This window comes from Rhodococcus sp. NPDC059234 (genome assembly GCF_042754225.1).
In the GTDB taxonomy this organism is placed as follows: domain Bacteria; phylum Actinomycetota; class Actinomycetes; order Mycobacteriales; family Mycobacteriaceae; genus Rhodococcus_G.
In genome coordinates this window covers 1-16917 of the sequence record NZ_JBHZAH010000108.1, presented here as the reverse complement: position 1 = coordinate 16917, position 16917 = coordinate 1, and the positions used below count along the sequence as shown (strand labels likewise).

Here is a 16917-nt window from a genome sequence, read left to right as displayed (position 1 = left end):
CGCTTCCGCTGAGCGGAAGCGGCGCCGAGATCTACTGCGGCTCTTAGTCAGTCGCGGGACATCGCCGCCGCAAGGTGGCTTTCGACGTCGACATACGCGTCGTCGGCGATGTCGAAGACGACCTTCGCGATCTCGCCGCCTCGGAACTCGAAGCGCGGCTCCGGGTACGCGCTCGACACCGGGTCCGCGCTGTCGTAGCCGATGCACAGGCCCTCGCCGCAGAGCGAGAAGTGGCCGAGGACCGTCCGGATCTTCTGCTCGCCGACCTGCTGGTCGTCGATGAACAGCTTCAGCGGGCCGACGCCCTCGCGGAACTGGCCCATGCCCTCCTTCGTGAACTCGACGCCGATGATGTGCCTGCCCGACGTCGGGACCGGAGCCGAGATGCGGTCCTCGGGCGGGATGCCGAGGAAGTTGTACGCATACGTGACGACGCCGTCCTTGATGAACAGCGAGTGCCCGCCGAAGCGCGAGCCGTGCGCGAAGATCACGCCCTGCGAGTCCGGCGTGAGGTCCACCTCGGCGAGGATCTTGTACGAGACGCCGTGCACGTTCGCCGCGGACCGTTCCGGCACCTCGGAGGTGCCGGGGTAGTACACGTACTGGCCGCTCGGCGGGACCGGCTGGTGGAACTCCATGCCCACGAAGGTCTCGAAGTCCTTCGGGTTGCCGATGATCTGGAGGTCGTTCAGCGGCAGGACCTTGTTCGCCTTCGCCTCCTCCATCCACAGCGCCTTGAGCTCCTCGAGCTTGTCCGGGTGCGCGGCCGCGAGGTCGTGCGCCTCGGCGCGGTCGACGTCGGCGTGGTACAGCTCCCACTCGTCCTTGTCGAAGTTGCTCATGCCCGAGACCGGACCGTGCACGGAGACGGCCTTCCAGCCCTGGTGCCACAGGCCGCGCTGGCCGAACATCTCGTAGTACTGGGTCTGCTTGGCCGTCGGGCCGTCCGCGGGCGCGTCGAAGGAGTACTTCATCGAGACGCCCGACAGCGGCGTCTGCTCCACGCCGTTGTAGGTGCCGGGGAACTCGACGCCGCACGCCTCGAGGATCGTGGGCACGATGTCGGTGGAGTGGTGGTACTGGTGGCGCACCTCGCCGCGCGCCTTCATGCCCGCCGGCCAGTGGATGACCAGCGGGTCGCAGACCCCGCCCTGGTAGGTGTAGCGCTTGAACATCTTGTACGGCGTGGAGAACGCCGCCGCCCAGCCGGTCGGGTAGTGGTTGTAGGTGTCCGGACTGCCGAGCTTGTCGACCATGCGGAGGTTCTCGGCCTCGTCGTCGGGGTAGCCGCCGAAGATCTTGCCCTCGTTCACCGAGCCGTTGGGGCTGCCCTCGCCGGAGGCGCCGTTGTCGGCGCAGTAGATGATGAGCGTGTTGTCGAGCTGGCCCGACTCCTCGAGATAGTCGACGATCCGGCCGACCTGGGCGTCGGTGTACTCGGAGAAGCCGGCGAACACCTCGGCCATGCGGCTGAACATGGCCTTCTCTTCGTCGTTCAGCTCGCCCCACGGCCGCACCTCGTCTGTGGGGGAGAACGTGCCCTCGGGCATCGGGTTCAAGGGTGTGAGGTCGGTGTCCTCGGGGACGATGCCCTTCTCGACCATCCGGGCGAGCACCCATTCGCGGTAGGCCTCGTAGCCGTCGTCGAACATGCCCTTGTACTTGTCGATGTACTCCTGCGGCGCGTGGTGCGGGGCGTGGTTCGCGCCGGGGCAGAACCACAGGTACCAGGGCTTCTCGGGCTCGGTCTGCTTGACGTCGCGGATCATCCGCAGCGCCTGGTCCGCGAGATCCTTCGAGAGGTGGTAGCCCTCCTCGGGCGAGTAGGGCTGGTCGATGTAGCGGTTGTCCTCGGCGAGCGAGGGATACCAGTTGTTGGTCTCGCCGCCGATGAATCCGTAGAAGCGGTCGTAACCCTGCGCGAGCGGCCAGTTCTTCTTCGAGGCCCCCGCCGTCCACTCGTCGATCGGCACGTTGTGGTTCTTGCCGACCCAGAACGTCGACCACCCCGCGTCGCGCAGGACGTTTGCCATCGTGGCGTTCGACGGCGGGATGTGGGAGTTGTAACCGGGAAATCCCGTGGAGGACTCGGAGATCGACGCGAAGCCGTTGAGGTGGTGGTTGCGCCCGGTGAGGAACGTGGAGCGGGTAGGCGAGCACAGGGCCGTCGTGTGCCACTGGCTGTACGTCAGACCGTCGTTCGCAAGCCGGTCCATGGTCGGCATGTTGATCCGGCCGCCGTAGGGCGACCAGGCGGCCATGCCGGTGTCGTCGTAGAGCACGACCAGCACGTTCGGTGCGTCCTTCGGTGCCTTCTCCGGCAGGAAGGCGTCCCAGTCCGACACCGAGTCACGGACGTCGAGTTCGATGCTGCCCTTGAATTCCTTGGTCACGATCGCTCCTCGCTCGGTTCGGAAGTCATCCCGCTCGATCGTCGCGGTATCCGAGTGACACTGCTTCACCCGTGCAAGGTGAAGCGGGTACGGGCCGAACCGTCGAACAATGGACCGACCGTGGACGAAGGGGGCCTACGCACCGTGACCACTCCGCAGAAGGTGGGGAAACCCTGGTTCCTGTTCGGATCGCTCCAGGACTATCAGGTGAAATGGATCCGGCCCGATGTCATTGCGGGCCTGACGGTCTGGGCTGTGCTGGTACCGGAGGCGCTGGCCTACGCGACCATCGCGGGCGTCCCGCCCGTCGTCGGTCTGTACGCGGCCGTCCCGTCGCTGATCCTGTACGCCGCAGCGGGCAGCTCGCGGCACCTGGTGGTCGGGCCGATGTCGGCGACGGCGGCGCTGTCGGCGGCCATCATCGCCCCGCTCGCAGGTGCGGACGGTGGCAAGTACATCGCGCTCTCGGCGGTGCTCGCCGTCGCCACCGGGATCGTCGGGTTGCTCGCCGGCCTGATCCGGCTCGGTTTCATCGCGTCCTTCATCTCCGAGCCGGTGCTCAAGGGATTCATCGTCGGTCTCGCGCTGACGATCATCATCGGCCAGGTACCCAAGCTGTTCGGCGTGAAGAAGTCCGAGGGCAACTTCTTCGAGCAGGCATGGGGGGTCGTTCGGCACCTAGGTGACACCGATTGGCGGACCCTGGCGGTCGGACTGTCGAGCCTTGCCGTGGTGCTCGGATTCAAGCGCTGGCTGCCGCTGATCCCGGGATCGCTGCTCGCCGTGCTGCTCGGCATCGTGGCGGTCGCGGTGTTCGGACTGGAGGACAAGGGCGTCGAGATCGTCGGCCACATCCAGTCCGGCCTGCCCTCGGTCGGCCTGCCCGGCGGCGTCGGGTTCGACGACTACGTGGACCTGCTCGGCCCGGCCGTCGGCGTGCTGCTCATCGGTTTCGCCGAGGGGCTCGGCGCGGCCAAGACCTACGCCGCCAAGTCCGGCTACGAGATCGATGCCAACCGGGAACTGCTCGGGCTCGGCGCCGCCAACCTGGGCGCCGGGCTCGGCTCCGGCATGGTCGTCAACGGCAGCCTCTCCAAGACCGCGGTGAACGGCGGCGCCGGCGCCAAATCACAGGTGAGCGGCCTGGTTGTCGCGGCACTGACGGTGCTCACGCTGCTGTTCCTGACCGGGCTGTTCGAGAAGCTGCCCGAGGCCACCCTCGCAGCGGTCGTGATCGCCGCGGTCGTCGAGCTGGTGGACATCCCCGCGCTGAGGCGGCTCTACGGGGTGTGGACCGAGCGGCTCGGCAGCATCTACGGGCCCGCCGCGCGAGCCGACTTCGCCGCCGCAATCGCCGCCATGACGGGTGTGCTGTTGTTCGACACCCTGCCCGGTTTGGTGATCGGGATCGGGGTGTCAATGCTGCTGCTGCTCTACCGCGCGTCGCGACCGCATGTGGCCGCGCTGGCCAAGCAGGGCTCGCTCTGGGTCGACGCCGAGCGGCAACCTGAGCTGACCACGTTGCCCGACGTCGTCGTTGTCCGCGTCGAGGCAGGTCTGTTCTTCGCAAATGCAGACCACGTCAAGGACGGCATCGAGGCCTTGTGCACCGAGACGACCCGACTGGTGGTCCTCGATGCCGAGACCTCACCCTTCGTCGACGTCAGTGCGGCGGAAATGCTGCTCCAGCTTCGAGACACACTCGGACGCAAAGGTATCGACCTGCGGGTTGCCCGCGACATCGGCCAGTTCCGCGACACCCTCCGGCAGTCGTCGGGCGCCGGCGGGGTGGTCGGAATCTACCCGACGGTGAGTGAGGCGCTGGCGGACACGGAGGAATCGCGATGACTGATCCGAACCCCTCCGGACTCGAGGGAGATGGCTTCGAGTGACGCTGGTTGCCCCCACCCTCGCCGGTTACCAGAAGGATTGGCTCCGTGCGGATGTCGTGGCCGGCCTCAGCGCGGGCGCGGTGGTGATCCCGCAGGCGATGGCCTACGCGACGATCGCCGACATGCCCGTGCAGATCGGTCTGTACACCTGCATGGTCCCGATGGTGGTGTACGCGATGCTCGGCGGGTCGCGGGCGATCAGCGTCAGCACCACCTCGACGATCGCCATCCTCACCGCGTCGACGATGATCGGCGCCGGGATCGCTGCCGGCAGCGACGACGCGCAGTCGTCCCTGATGACACTGACCCTGCTGGTCGGGGTGATCCTGCTGCTGGCCCGCGTGCTGAGGCTCGGCGCGATCATCGAGAACATCAGCGAGGCAACGCTGTCCGGGATCAAGGCCGGTGTGGGGCTGACCGTGGCGGTCGGCCAGCTACCCAAGCTGCTCGGGGTTCCGTCCGACCCGGAGGCGACCGGGTTCTTCCGGGTTCTGTGGTCGGCGGTCCGGCAGATCGGGGACGCGAATCTTGCGACGGTGCTGCTGGCGGCCGGGTCGATCGCCGCGCTCTACGCGATGGCGAAGTTCGTTCCCCGGGTACCCGGGCCGCTGGTCGTCGTGGCGGCCGGAATCGCATTGATCGCGTTCACCGGGCTGCGGGACCGCGGTGTGGAGCTGATAGCCGAGGTGCCACAAGGGATCCCGCTGCCTGGGATCCCTTCGATGCACGATGTGGGTGCGCTGATTCCGGGTGCGCTCGCCATCGCGGCGATGGCCTTCCTGGAGACCGTGTCGGTCGCCCGCGGGGTGCGCCGGCAGGGCGAACCGCAGATCGACAGCAACCAGGAGATGTTGGCGAACGGCGTGGCATCGGTGGCGGGTGCGTTCTTCCACACGCTGCCGCCGGCGGGCGGTTTCTCGCAGACCGCGGTGGCGCTGCGTGCGGGCGCCCGCACGCAGCTGACCGGCCTGGTCACCGCCGTGCTGGCCGTGTTGGTGGCGCTGTTCCTGGCTCCGGTCCTCAGCGATCTGCCGGAGGCCACCCTCGGGGCGATGGTGGTCGTCGCGACACTGGGCCTGGTGGACCTGAAGGTGTTCGCCCGTTTCTGGCGGCTCAATCGCGACGAGTTCTGGGTGGCGCTGGCGACCGCGCTGATCGGGCTCACGGCGGGGCTGCTGCCGGCGGTGGCGGTGGGCGTCCTGTTCACGCTGTACCTGGTGTTGCGGGAACTGAACAGGCCACACGTGGTCCAGCTGAGCCGGGATGTGGACGGCCGGTGGATCGGCGGCGAGGAGGACGCGCCGTCGACGCCGGCCGACCCCCTGGTGCTGCGGATCAACTCGGCGCTGTACACGGCGAACGTGCTCGCGAATGTCACCGCGATCCGGGAACGGGCCGAGGCCGCGGGCGCGAAGGCCGTGGTGGTGGACTGCTCACGGGCCTGGAAGATCACCACGACCGTCATGCACCACGTCCGCGATCTCGACCAGGAGCTGTCCGCTCGTGGCGTGACGGTCTACTTCGCGGATCTGCCGCCGAACGAACTCGAGACGGCACTCGGGACCACGGTCGGGCGCCAGTTCCAGAAGTCGGGGCGGATTTTCGACACCGTGGAAGATGCGCTTCGCGCACTGGTGCGGTGACGGAGTCCGGAGACTCCGTAACCGCACCACTGCGGCGGAGCCGCTATTACGTGCGAAACAGCCCGTCGGGGTTCACACTCGATGGGGAGCAGTCGCCAGCACACGGTGTCGCCGCGCGGACCGTGTCGAACGGGAGGCCGTCATGAGTACCGATCTGAAGGATCTTGCCGCGAAGGCGTACGTGTACGGATTCCCCTTGGTGTTCAACCTAAACCAGGTGCAGCGCTACGTCACCACCGGCGTCGGGTCCAACCCGGCCGCGCCCTTCAATCACTTCAGTCACGCCGGCTCGCTGGCCGGCCCGGAGGACACCTTCGTCTCCATCAACAACGACACTGTGTACTCGATGGCGCAAATCGACCTGACGAACGGTCCGATGCTGTTGGAGGTTCCGGACACCGACGGTGCCTACTACGTGCTGCAGTTCGTCGATGCGTGGACCGACAACTTCGCTTACGTCGGTAAGCGGGCCACCGGGACCGGCCACGGCCGCTACCTTCTCACCCCACCCGCGTGGACCGGCGAGGTGCCCGACGGCGTCACCAGGATCGCCAGTCCCACCACGATCGCCTCGATCGTCGGGCGGTGGGCCTGCGACGGCGAGGCGGACCTGCCGCGGGTGCGGGTGTTGCAGGAGCAGTTGACGATCACGCCGGTCGGAGCGGCCGAACCCGCGCCGGGCCCGCCGGCACCGGATCCGAATGTTCCGGCGGGGCTGGCATTCTGGGAGATGCTGCGCGTGTACCTGCAGGCCTACCCGCCCGCGGCACAGGACCTGCCGCTGTTGCAGTCGTTCGAGCCGCTCGGTCTGCTCGACTGGTTCGTCTCGCCCTACCTGGCGGCCGACCCGGAACTGACCGCCGCGCTCACCGCAGGGGAGCAGGCCGGCCATGCGGGACTGGTTGCGGCCCTGAAGTCGGGTGCGGGCGACACCGTCGTGAACGGGTGGCACCTGGCGTACCACGCGTTCGACTACAACGACGACTACTTCGAGATCGGCACGATCAACTCGCCGGAGTGGCGAATCGCAGACCGCACCAAGGCGATCGGGTTGCGAGCGGCAGCCGCGATGGGAGGTCTCTGGGGCAACCACGGGTACGAGGCCGCCTACGCGCCGGTGTATCTCGACGCCGACGGCGACGAACTCAGCGGGGATCACACCTACACACTGACCTTCGCGCAGACGCCGCCGGTCGACGCGTTCTGGTCCATCACGATGTACGACCTGCCGGAGTTCTACCTCGTGGACAACGAGATCGACCGCTACTCGATCGGTGACCGTACCCCGGGTCTGGTCTACGCGGACGACGGCTCGTTGACCGTAACCCTCAGCTCTGATGCGCCCGAAGATGCTGAGGCTCGGGCGAACTGGTTGCCAACGCCGCCGGACGGGTTCCGTCCACTGCTGCGCATGTACAGCCCCCGTCCGGAGGTACTGGACGGCACCTACGAGATCCCGCCGATCGTCAAGGTTCGCTGAGCCGTACCCCCCCGGATCCACGACGGGCGAGAGCTCCCGACGTGTTCATTCGTTGTGGGTGAGTCGCGCCACCCGTCGTGCACCTAGCGTCGGATGCAGGCCATCGGCCCGTGTTCGGTGGGCGTGAGAGAGGGTGCGCGATGGGAGATCTCGTCCTGCTTCTGATTCCGGAGATGATCGGACTGATCATCACTCCGGCGGCTGTCGCGGGCTGCGTCCTGCTGCTGCAGTCGAACAATCCCATGCGCAACGCGTTGAGCTTCGCCGGTGCGTTCCTGTTCGTGTACTCGATGATCGGCCTCGCGGCGCTGATCGGCGGCGCGGGCGATCCGTCGACCACCTCGCGGACGTTCTCGCACTGGATCGGTCTTGTGGTCGGTCTGCTGTTTCTCGCTGTCGGCCTTGCGCAACTGCTTCAGCGCAAGAAGCTGCTGGCGGAGAAGCCGAACTGGATGATCGAACTCGAGAAGGCCACTCCGCGCCGCGCCTTCCTGATCGGGCTGCTGCTCGCGAACCTCAACCCGAATCTGTTCATCATGATGTCCGGGTTGAGCATCATCGCGAGTTCCGGCCCGACATGGGCTCAGGCTCTGGTCGGCACCGCGCTGCTGCTGCTCGCGGCCATGGTCGACTTCCTGGTCCCGATCGGGGCGTACGTGGCGCTCGGCGCCCGGGCGCGCCGCGGACTCGACGCCGTCAAGTCCTGGATGGTCCGTCGCAACAAGGAACTCGGGGTGGCCGTCTTCCTCGGATTCGGCGCGCTCTTCACGATTCGCGGCGCGCTGGCCCTGGTGTCGTGAGCGACGGATGAGCGGACTACACAATTTGCGCACGGGGATGCGACGAAATGCGTTCGCACGAAGGGGTGGCTCGCACCCGACACTCGGCGTTTACCTGCGTGTTAGGTTGGCCGAGTCGGCTATCTCGATGGCATCGCTTTGTGCCGCAGTGCAAATCGGCGCAAACCTAGAGGTTGCGCCGTGAGAAACCTGTGTGAGGATGCTCACATGCCATGGGTGCACACAGCCTCGCGCGGCCGGACGTCGGTGCATGCGCGCTGACACCGAACGGCTGCCTCCCGTGGCGGCGTCCTCGCCCGGACTCGTGCGGCTTCCAGCGGGCCTCTCGCCCGCGGGACACGTCCCGGGCAGCACGTTCGCCTCCCAGCGCTATCGGTTGCTCGCCTGCTGCGGGACCGCACCGTCCGTCGAGTTCTGGCACGCTGTCGACCTGGTGTCGGGACGTGAGGTGGGGTTGACCCTCGTCGGTGCGGATTCCGGTGCAGCGCTCGATCGGGTGGACACGGACGAGGTGTTCGCCTGCACCGTGTGGATGTGCGGAGTCAGGTCTCCGGCGATGACCCGCATCCTGGACATGGTCGACACGGACGCGGGCGGGGCGGTGGTCTCGGAGTGGCTGCCCAGTCGCTCGCTCGGCGAGGTCGCCGCCACCCGGCCCTCGCGTGCCGCGGCTTCCCAGGCGATCCGGCCCCTCGTGAACACGATGCGCCGAGCGCACGAGATGGACTCGATCCTCGACCTCGAGAACCCCGGTCGACTGCGGGTCGGTGAACGCGGCGAGGTGTACCTGGCCTTCCCCGGCACCCTGCCGGGCGCGGATCGGGCGGCGGACCTCCGCGGCCTCAGTGCCGCGCTCCGCGGCCTCGTGACCGGCGGAGCGGGGCTTGCTCGCCTGCCGGCGGCCGTGCCCGCCTGGTGAGCGAGGCGCAGACCCGCCCGCGAGGCGCGTCGCGACGGTAGTCTTCCCCGGGTTGGGGATTCCTGGGTCGGGTGACTGGGGTGGACATGACGGGGAGGTCCTTGCCGCAGGCGTCGTCGCTCACGCAACGGTTCCACGGTGGGGTGCGGGTGAGCGGTCCGGCGGGACTGGACATGCTCTCCGTCGCCGCCGAGATGGTCGCCGGGCACCCGGAACGCTTTCGGGCGGAGATGAGTTCGGCCGACTTCGGCTCCATTCGGGTCAATCGCCTGCGCTCGACCGCGGTGACGGTGATCAGGCCGCCGACCATGCTGAGCGACGAGCACAGCGCCTACCTGTCCATGGTCTGCGTGCGCTCCGGCGAGGTGCGGGTCGAACAGAACCGCGTCGGTGCCAGGGCCGTCGCGGGCGAGGTGACATTCGCCGACTTCGCCGCGCCGTTCGAGGTGGGGCTGTCTCGTCGCGGTGACTACGTGTTCATCTACCTGCCGCACGCCCTGCTGGCGTCGCGGTCCGTGGACAGTCGCGCCCTCGTCGGCGCCACGGTCCCGGCCTCCCCGCTGTCCGAGGCGCTCGCCGCGGTACTCGCACAGTTCGCCGCGTCGGACCTGTGCCGGCCCGGCGCGGTGGAAACGACGCTGATCGAACACGCCATCGTCGACCTGTGCCTCGCGGTGATCCGGCAGGCGACCGATCGGTCGCCTGCACACGACGAGAGCGGCGCCCAGAACCGAGCGCGGGCGCGAGAATTCGTCGACAGCCACTTCACCGACCCCGCCCTCACCGTGGCCGACGTCGCGGCGAGCATCAACGTCAGTCCCCGGTACCTGCAGAAGCTGTTCGAGTCGGAGGAGCACTCGGTCTACGACCTCATTCGCCGCCGTCGGGTCCGGTGGGGCATCGAGCTGCTCACCGATCCGACGCATGCCGACCTGACCATCAGTCAGGTCGCGATCCGCAGCGGGTTCGTGGGACTCAGTCAGTTCAGTCGAGCGGTCCGGGACCTGACCGGATCGTCGCCGCGGTCGATCCGCCGGGAGCCGGTGGGCCGGGGTCAGGGCTCGGGGTCGGCGTAGCAGTCCCGGACCGCGACATCCATCGGGAACCGAACCTCTGTGTCGCCGAACAGCAGTCGTGTCGCCGCCGCGGTGGCCTCCAGCACGTGCCGCGTGGCCGCGTCGGCATCCCGGCAGTGCACGACGACCTCGTCGTGCTGGAAGAACACCAGTTCCGCCCCGTCCTCGTCGGCGAGTCGGCGCCGCAGTTCCGCCAGCAGGCACAGTGCCCACTCGGCCGCCGTCGCCTGCACGACGAAGTTGCGGGTGAATCGGCCGCGGGCGTGCGCGTCGCCCGTCGACCACCACCGCTCGTCCGGCGGTGGGCAGGTCCGGCCGAGCCACGAGCTGACCACCTCGCCGCGTTCCCCCGCCCGGGCAGCGTCCTCCACGAACTGCACGGCGGTGGGAAACCGCCTGCGCAGCAACGTGAGCAGCGCGCGGGACTCGCCCGCGGTGGCGCCGTAGAGCACCCCGAGGATCGCCACCTTCGCCTTGGCGCGGTCGCCGTCGAAGACCTCCGCCGCCACCGGTGCGTAGAGGTCGTCGGCGCCCGCCGCCGCCACCATCAGCCGGTCGCCGGACATGGCCGCGAGGATGCGTGGCTCGAGCTGACCGGCGTCGGCGATCACCAGGGTGTGGCCGGGATCGGCGATCACGCTGGTACGCAAGGGCTTCGGAATCTGCAATGCCCCACCGCCGCGACTGGCCCAGCGGCCGGACACCACGCCGCCCGGGACGTAGACGGGCCGGAACCGGTCGTCGCGCACCCACGTGTCGAGCCAGCTCCAGCCGTTCGCGGCGTGCAGCTTGGCCAGATCCCGGTAGCGCAGCAACGGCTCGACCGCCGGATGGTCGACGTCGCGGATCAGGTAGGCGCGGGTCGAGCTCAGCTCGACGCCGTCGCGGGCAAAGGCCTCCACCAGCTCCACGTGCGAGGCCGGGTTGACCCGCCGCCCGAAGGCCGCGGCGACCTCGTCGGCGACCTCCCGAAGGCGTTGCGGCAGGACGTCCCCGCTCACGCGGGGCCCGAGGCTTGCCTCGAGCAGTCGGTGGTGGGCGGCCGCGGAGAGCGGCATCCCGACGTGCCCCATCTCGGCGGCCGCCAGGGCGCCCGCGGACTCCGCCGCCACCAGCAGCCTGAGGCGGCCGTCGGATCCGATCCGGTCGACCTGGTCGGCGTGCTGTGCGAGGACGGTCGACGGATCGCTGGCGGGGGTGCTGTCGAACAGTCCCGGGCGATCGTCGACGGGCGCCGGTGCCTCGACCGGAGGTTCGCCGTCGCGTGCGCGCAGCAGGGCCGAGGTCAGTGCCAGGTCGTGGCAGCGCTGCACCCGCAGTCCGGCGCGGAGCACCGCAGGGTAGGCGCCTGCCGTGTCCGGCCACACCCATCGCGGGTGCCCGGACTCGAGCTCCCGGACCGCGGCGGCGACGTCCGGGAACACCAGGGCATCACCCGAGGGGACCCCCGCCTCGTCGGTGGGGATCACGACTGCCCGCTCCGGCCCCGGCGCCACCACGATCCTCACGGTGCCAGTGTGCCCCGCGGGTCCGACAGTCCTACGGCGCCTGCTCGCGTTCGCCGTGCCGGATCTGCTCACGCGGATCGGCGAACCGCCACAGCTCGTAGCCGACCATCGCGACCAGCACCGCGGCGAGCGTGCCGAGCGTCGCGAGGGCCGGGACGTGCCACAGGACGGGGACGAGTGCGACGAGGACGGCCGCGGTGACGATGCGGGACATCGTCAGCGAACCGGTCGGGTACGCCTTGAAGTACACGAGCGCGAGCAGGTACAGGGCGGCTCCGCCGAGCAGCGCGACCAGCGGCCAGCCGTACAGCGGATCGGTGAGCCGGTGGTGGTTTCCGTCCGCCGCGTAGGAGATCACCTTCTTCAGGCCGAGGGACATCATCACGATGCCGAACACCATCGGCAGGTGGGCGTAGGTGTAGCAGTGCTGGGCGATCTTGATGAGCCGCGCGCCCGTCGCGGACTCGAAGGCGTGCTCGACGGCCGTCGAGGTGACGTCGAAGTACGACCACCACAGGAGGCCGGACACGGCGAGCCCGAGCAGGGACGAGACGATGATCGCCCACGAGATCGGCAGCGCGGCCACGCCGATGCCGATGGACACGACGGACTCGCCTAGCGCGACGATGATGATCAGCCCGTGCCGCTCGGCGAAGTGGCTGACCGAGTTCAGCCGCCACTCCGCGCCGCCGACGAGGGTGCCGAGGTAGTCGCCCACCAGCGCCGCCGCCCAGAGCGCGATCTGCGCGGCGCCCGTCAGCTGCGACGCGATCAGCAGGCAGACGGTCCCGGCCACCATGCTCGGCGCGAATCGGATCACCTGCCGACGCAGTTGCGGGTCCTCGGTGCTGATGATCCAGAACATCACCAGGTGCAGCAGTCGCACGACGAAGTAGCCGAGCGCGAAGACGACCGGGCCGGGGAGCCCGCCGGGCAGGTCGTCGAAGGCCTCGGGGATGGTGAGCGCGGTGACGAACACCGCGCCCATCGCACAGAACAACACGACGCTCGCGATGCCCTCGTCGGCCTTGACCAGGTTCCACAGCCAGGAGTAGCCGACCCACGACCACCAGAGCACGGCCATCACCAGGGCGGCGCGCAGGACGTTCGCCGCGGTCGTCTCGACCGCCATCAGGTCGGTGACCCGGGTCAGTGCGAACACGAACACCAGATCGAAGAAGAGCTCGAGCGGCGATACCGATGCCCGCTCCTGAACCTCCTGCATACGCAGGCGTTTGGGGGTGATCACCCGCTCATGTTGCCATCGGTCACGCGCACTCGCCGGGCATCGGCGCGCCCCGGCGGGGAGGGGCGGATGCGGGTGGTACCGGCTGGCTGCGAGCGCGGCCGATGGCGTCGGTAAGCTGGTCAACCGGACTACTCACTTGTTTCCCGATCCGGAGGTTATGGCGTGGCGCTCGTCGTGCAGAAGTACGGCGGATCCTCGGTGGCATCCGCCGAGCGCATCCGACGCGTCGCTGAACGGATCGTGGAGACCAAACGCGCCGGCAACGACGTGGTCGTCGTGGTCTCGGCGATGGGCGACACCACCGACGAGCTGCTCGACCTGGCGCAGCAGGTCTGCCCGTCGGGTCCGCCGGCGCGGGAGATGGACATGCTGCTCACCTCGGGTGAGCGCATCTCGAACTCCCTGGTCGCGATGGCCATTCACAGCCTCGGCGAGGAGGCCCGTTCCTTCACCGGGTCGCAGGCCGGCGTGATCACCACCGGCGCGCACGGCAACGCCAAGATCATCGACGTCACCCCGGGCCGGGTGCGCGACGCCCTCGACCGCGGGTCGATCGTGCTGGTCGCCGGCTTCCAGGGCGTCAGCCAGGACAGCAAGGACGTCACCACCCTCGGCCGCGGCGGCTCCGACACCACCGCCGTCGCGCTCGCGGCCGCGCTGAAGGCCGACGTCTGCGAGATCTACACCGACGTCGACGGCATCTTCAGCGCCGACCCGCGGATCGTCTCCGACGCCCAGAAGCTGGACACCGTCTCCTTCGAGGAGATGCTGGAGATGGCGGCCTGCGGGGCGAAGGTGCTCATGCTCCGTTGCGTCGAGTACGCCCGCCGATACAACGTGCCCGTGCACGTTCGTTCCTCGTACACCACCAAGCCCGGCACCATGGTGTCCGGATCGATGGAGGACATTCCCGTGGAAGAAGCCATCCTCACCGGCGTCGCGCACGACCGCAGCGAGGCCAAGGTCACCGTCGTCGGCCTGCCCGACACCCCGGGCTACGCGGCCCAGGTCTTCCGCGCGGTCGCCGAGGCCGAGATCAACATCGACATGGTGTTGCAGAACATCTCGAAGGTGGAGACGGGCAAGACCGACATCACCTTCACGCTGCCGAAGACGGACCTCACCGCCGCGGTCGAGAAGCTGACCGCGCTGCAGGCCGAGATCGGTTTCTCGGAGGTGCTCTTCGACGACAGCATCGGCAAGGTCTCTCTGGTCGGCGCCGGCATGAAGAGCCACCCCGGCGTCACCGCCACCTTCTGCGAGGCGCTCGCCGAGGCGGGCGTGAACATCGACCTGATCTCCACCTCGGAGATCCGCATCTCGGTGCTCGTCGCGGACGCGGACCTCGACGACGCGGTGCGCGCGATCCACAAGGCATTCGATCTGGGCGGCGACGAAGAGGCCGTCGTCCACGCAGGAACGGGACGCTAGTCATGGCTTTGACACTTGCAGTGGTCGGTGCGACCGGACAGGTCGGCGCCGTCATGCGCGCCCTGCTCGAGGAGCGCAAGTTCCCGGCCGACAAGGTGCGGTTCTTCGCGTCGGCCCGCTCGGCCGGGACCACGTTGCCGTTCCGTGGCGAGCAGATCGTCGTCGAGGACGCCGCCGCGGTCTCGGACGAGGACCTGAAGGGCATCGACATCGCGCTGTTCTCGGCCGGTGCCACCCTGTCGCGTGCGCAGGCGCCGCGGTTCGCCGCTGCGGGCGCCACCGTGATCGACAACTCGTCCGCGTGGCGCAAGGACCCCGAGGTCCCGCTCGTGGTCAGCGAGGTCAACCCGGAGGAGGCGAAGAACCCGCCGAAGGGCATCATCGCCAACCCGAACTGCACCACGATGGCAGCGATGCCGGTGCTCAAGGTGCTGCACGACGAGGCCGGTCTGCAGCGACTGATCGTCAGCAGCTACCAGGCCGTGTCCGGCAGCGGGCTGGCCGGCGTCGAGGAGCTCGCGACGCAGGCCCGCGCCGTCATCGACGACGCCGAGAAGCTCGTCCACAACGGCAGCGCCGTGTCGTTCCCCGCGCCGAACAAGTACGTCGCGCCGATCGCGTTCGACGTCATCCCGCTGGCCGGTGCGCTGGTCGAGGACGGCAGCGGCGAGACCGACGAGGACCAGAAGCTGCGCAACGAGTCCCGCAAGATCCTCGGGATCCCGGACCTGCTGGTCAGCGGGACCTGCGTGCGCGTGCCGGTGTTCACCGGGCACTCGCTGTCGATCAACGCCGAGTTCGGCAACCCGCTGTCCGTCGAGCGGGCGAAGGAACTTCTCGCCGACGCCCCGGGCGTCGAGCTGGTGGACGTGCCGACCCCGCTCGCCGCGGCCGGCTCGGACCCGTCGCTGGTCGGCCGGATCCGTCAGGATCCGGGCGTGCCCGGCGGTCGTGGCCTGGCGCTGTTCGTCTGCGGCGACAACCTGCGTAAGGGTGCCGCGCTCAACACCATTCAGATCGCGGAGCTGCTCGTCGGCTGACCCGCCACCCGCACTTCCCCAATGTCACATTGGTTCGCTTCAGCTGAACCGATGTGACATTGGGGAAGTCGTGTTTTGGGGGTCACGGCAGGCGGAGTCGGGGGACCGGCGGGGCCGGTGACTTCTCGACGGCGAAATCGTCGATCAGATGTGTGGCCCAGCCGACCAGCCCGTCGACGTCCAGCGCGTGCGGGGGCGTCGCCCGATACGGCCCGACGAGGTCGCGTCCGCGTCGGAGGGCGAACCCGGCGGCCTCCGATTCGCCCCGGTTGACCAGGGCGAGGCCCTCGATCAGCAGCGCCAGCCCCTGCCACAGTTCGAGTTCCTCGTCGGGCGCCTCGCGGGCCGTGCCGGCGAGCAGGACGCCCGCTTCCTCCGTCGCGCCGCGGTCGAGCAGGCGCTGCGATTCGGTGACGGTGGCGCCGAGATCGAGCTGCGGCCCTCCGGATGCGTCGGCCATGACTCGAATCTTACGGATCGCGGGACGACTCACGTCGCGCTCTCACGCACCGGATCCGGTTCGGGCTCGATCACCGGACCGCGCAGCAGCCGCCCGAGCACACCCTCGTCCAGCGCGAGTGCCTTGACGATCGCCGCCGATCCGACGACCACGCCGGACATGAAGAACATCCAAGTGATCGTGGTGAACACCAGACCGAGGGCGCCGAATTTCTGCTGGGCCGACGCGGTCGCGAGGGGCAGGTAGATCTGGCCGGCGATGCGCAGCAGCGCCAACCCGATGGCGGTGAGCCCGGCCGTGGCCCACAGCACGCGGCCGCGGAGGCGTCCCTCGGTGAGCAGGTAGGGCACCAGGGCCCACAGTCCGAACCAGATGGCGGTCTCGGTGCCGAATGCCAGCGGCCGGCCCAGCCAGTCCATCTGAGTCAGTTTGTGCGCCTGTTCGATCAGCCGGAACGAACTCGCGACCGCGACCAGGACGGCGATCCAGCGCCAGCCGCCGCGGATGGACAGGGTGGGAATGTTCCACACCTTGCCGTAGACGCGGCCCAGCGCGCGGGCGAAGGACGTGCCGCTCAGGATGATCATGAGCAGGCCGATGATCCCGAACGTGGCGAAGGTCGGCCTGTCGGCCTGGACGGATCCGAGGGTCGCGGTGAGGTCGAAGGACGCCGGATCGATGCCGAACTGGTCGACGAGGGTGTCGGTGGCCGGTCGAACGTTCCCGATCGTGCCTACCGCGATGATCACGGGCAGCACGGAGGTGAACTCCTGTGCCGCGAGGGTCATGGAGCGGTCGGCCAGCTCGATGTCGATGATCGACTTGATAACCCGTGCCACCGTTCGTCCCGGGGCCGTCCGCTTCAGCCAGCCCCGGGCGGTCTGCTTCTGGACCTCGAGAGCCTCCTTGGCCAAGGCCACCGAGAGCTTCGACTGCTTCATCACAGGGACAGTCAACTCGACTTGCCGTCCCGAATCATCATCCGGCCCAGGTGAAATACGAGCGCCCGCCGTCCGGCCCCTCGGG

General features: G+C 68.7%; 13 protein-coding genes. 8 read left to right on the top strand and 5 right to left on the bottom strand.

Annotation, left to right across the window (positions count from 1 at the left end; genetic code table 11):
- Positions 1-47: 47 nt before the first annotated feature.
- The gene (locus tag ACFXGJ_RS19550; RefSeq protein WP_378623473.1) at positions 48-2504 is read right to left on the bottom strand and encodes an arylsulfatase; all 2457 of its coding nucleotides are present in this window, start codon (positions 2502-2504) and stop codon (positions 48-50) included.
- Between the two features lie 69 nt (positions 2505-2573).
- On the opposite strand from ACFXGJ_RS19550, the gene ACFXGJ_RS19545 reads away from it, so the two are divergent.
- From ACFXGJ_RS19545 to ACFXGJ_RS19520, 6 genes are all read left to right on the top strand, one after another.
- Positions 2574-4241, top strand: a complete 1668-nt coding sequence (locus ACFXGJ_RS19545; RefSeq protein ID WP_378623471.1) for a SulP family inorganic anion transporter — start codon at positions 2574-2576, stop codon at positions 4239-4241.
- 40 nt (positions 4242-4281) lie between these two features.
- Positions 4282-5928, top strand: a complete 1647-nt coding sequence (locus ACFXGJ_RS19540) for a SulP family inorganic anion transporter (protein ID WP_378623465.1) — start codon at positions 4282-4284, stop codon at positions 5926-5928.
- Between the two features lie 142 nt (positions 5929-6070).
- Positions 6071-7408, top strand: coding sequence for a DUF1254 domain-containing protein (locus tag ACFXGJ_RS19535; RefSeq protein ID WP_378623461.1), 1338 nt, complete (start codon positions 6071-6073; stop codon positions 7406-7408).
- Positions 7409-7548: 140 nt separating this feature from the next.
- Positions 7549-8208, top strand: a complete 660-nt coding sequence (locus ACFXGJ_RS19530; RefSeq protein WP_378623458.1) for a GAP family protein — start codon at positions 7549-7551, stop codon at positions 8206-8208.
- Between the two features lie 250 nt (positions 8209-8458).
- The gene (locus ACFXGJ_RS19525) at positions 8459-9127 is read left to right on the top strand and encodes a hypothetical protein (RefSeq protein WP_378623456.1); all 669 of its coding nucleotides are present in this window, start codon (positions 8459-8461) and stop codon (positions 9125-9127) included.
- 86 nt (positions 9128-9213) lie between these two features.
- On the top strand, positions 9214-10203 hold the full coding sequence (locus tag ACFXGJ_RS19520; protein ID WP_378623453.1) for a helix-turn-helix domain-containing protein: 990 nt from the start codon (positions 9214-9216) through the stop codon (positions 10201-10203).
- On the opposite strand, the gene ACFXGJ_RS19515 is transcribed toward ACFXGJ_RS19520, so the two are convergent.
- Complete coding sequence (locus ACFXGJ_RS19515) at positions 10182-11711, bottom strand: bifunctional 3'-5' exonuclease/DNA polymerase (protein ID WP_378623449.1); 1530 nt, start codon at positions 11709-11711, stop codon at positions 10182-10184. The two genes, ACFXGJ_RS19520 and ACFXGJ_RS19515, sit on opposite strands and share 22 nt — an antisense overlap.
- A gap of 31 nt (positions 11712-11742) precedes the next feature.
- Entirely contained in the window at positions 11743-12936 is a 1194-nt protein-coding gene (locus tag ACFXGJ_RS19510; protein ID WP_378623468.1) for a low temperature requirement protein A, read from the bottom strand.
- Between the two features lie 186 nt (positions 12937-13122).
- Here ACFXGJ_RS19510 and ACFXGJ_RS19505 point away from each other — a divergent pair, with 186 nt between their 5' ends.
- The gene (locus ACFXGJ_RS19505) at positions 13123-14391 is read left to right on the top strand and encodes an aspartate kinase (RefSeq protein WP_378421287.1); all 1269 of its coding nucleotides are present in this window, start codon (positions 13123-13125) and stop codon (positions 14389-14391) included.
- A gap of 2 nt (positions 14392-14393) precedes the next feature.
- Positions 14394-15431: an aspartate-semialdehyde dehydrogenase gene (locus ACFXGJ_RS19500; RefSeq protein ID WP_378623444.1), complete on the top strand. Its 1038-nt coding sequence runs from the start codon at positions 14394-14396 to the stop codon at positions 15429-15431.
- 82 nt (positions 15432-15513) lie between these two features.
- Here ACFXGJ_RS19500 and ACFXGJ_RS19495 read toward each other — a convergent pair whose 3' ends face one another.
- Both ACFXGJ_RS19495 and ACFXGJ_RS19490 read right to left on the bottom strand, forming a co-directional pair.
- The gene (locus ACFXGJ_RS19495) at positions 15514-15891 is read right to left on the bottom strand and encodes a DUF309 domain-containing protein (RefSeq protein ID WP_378623441.1); all 378 of its coding nucleotides are present in this window, start codon (positions 15889-15891) and stop codon (positions 15514-15516) included.
- A 29-nt stretch (positions 15892-15920) separates the two neighbouring features.
- Positions 15921-16832 carry a hypothetical protein gene (locus ACFXGJ_RS19490; RefSeq protein WP_378623437.1) on the bottom strand — a complete coding sequence of 304 codons (912 nt, stop codon included), beginning with the start codon at positions 16830-16832 and terminating at the stop codon, positions 15921-15923.
- Between the last annotated feature and the right edge of the window lie 85 nt (positions 16833-16917).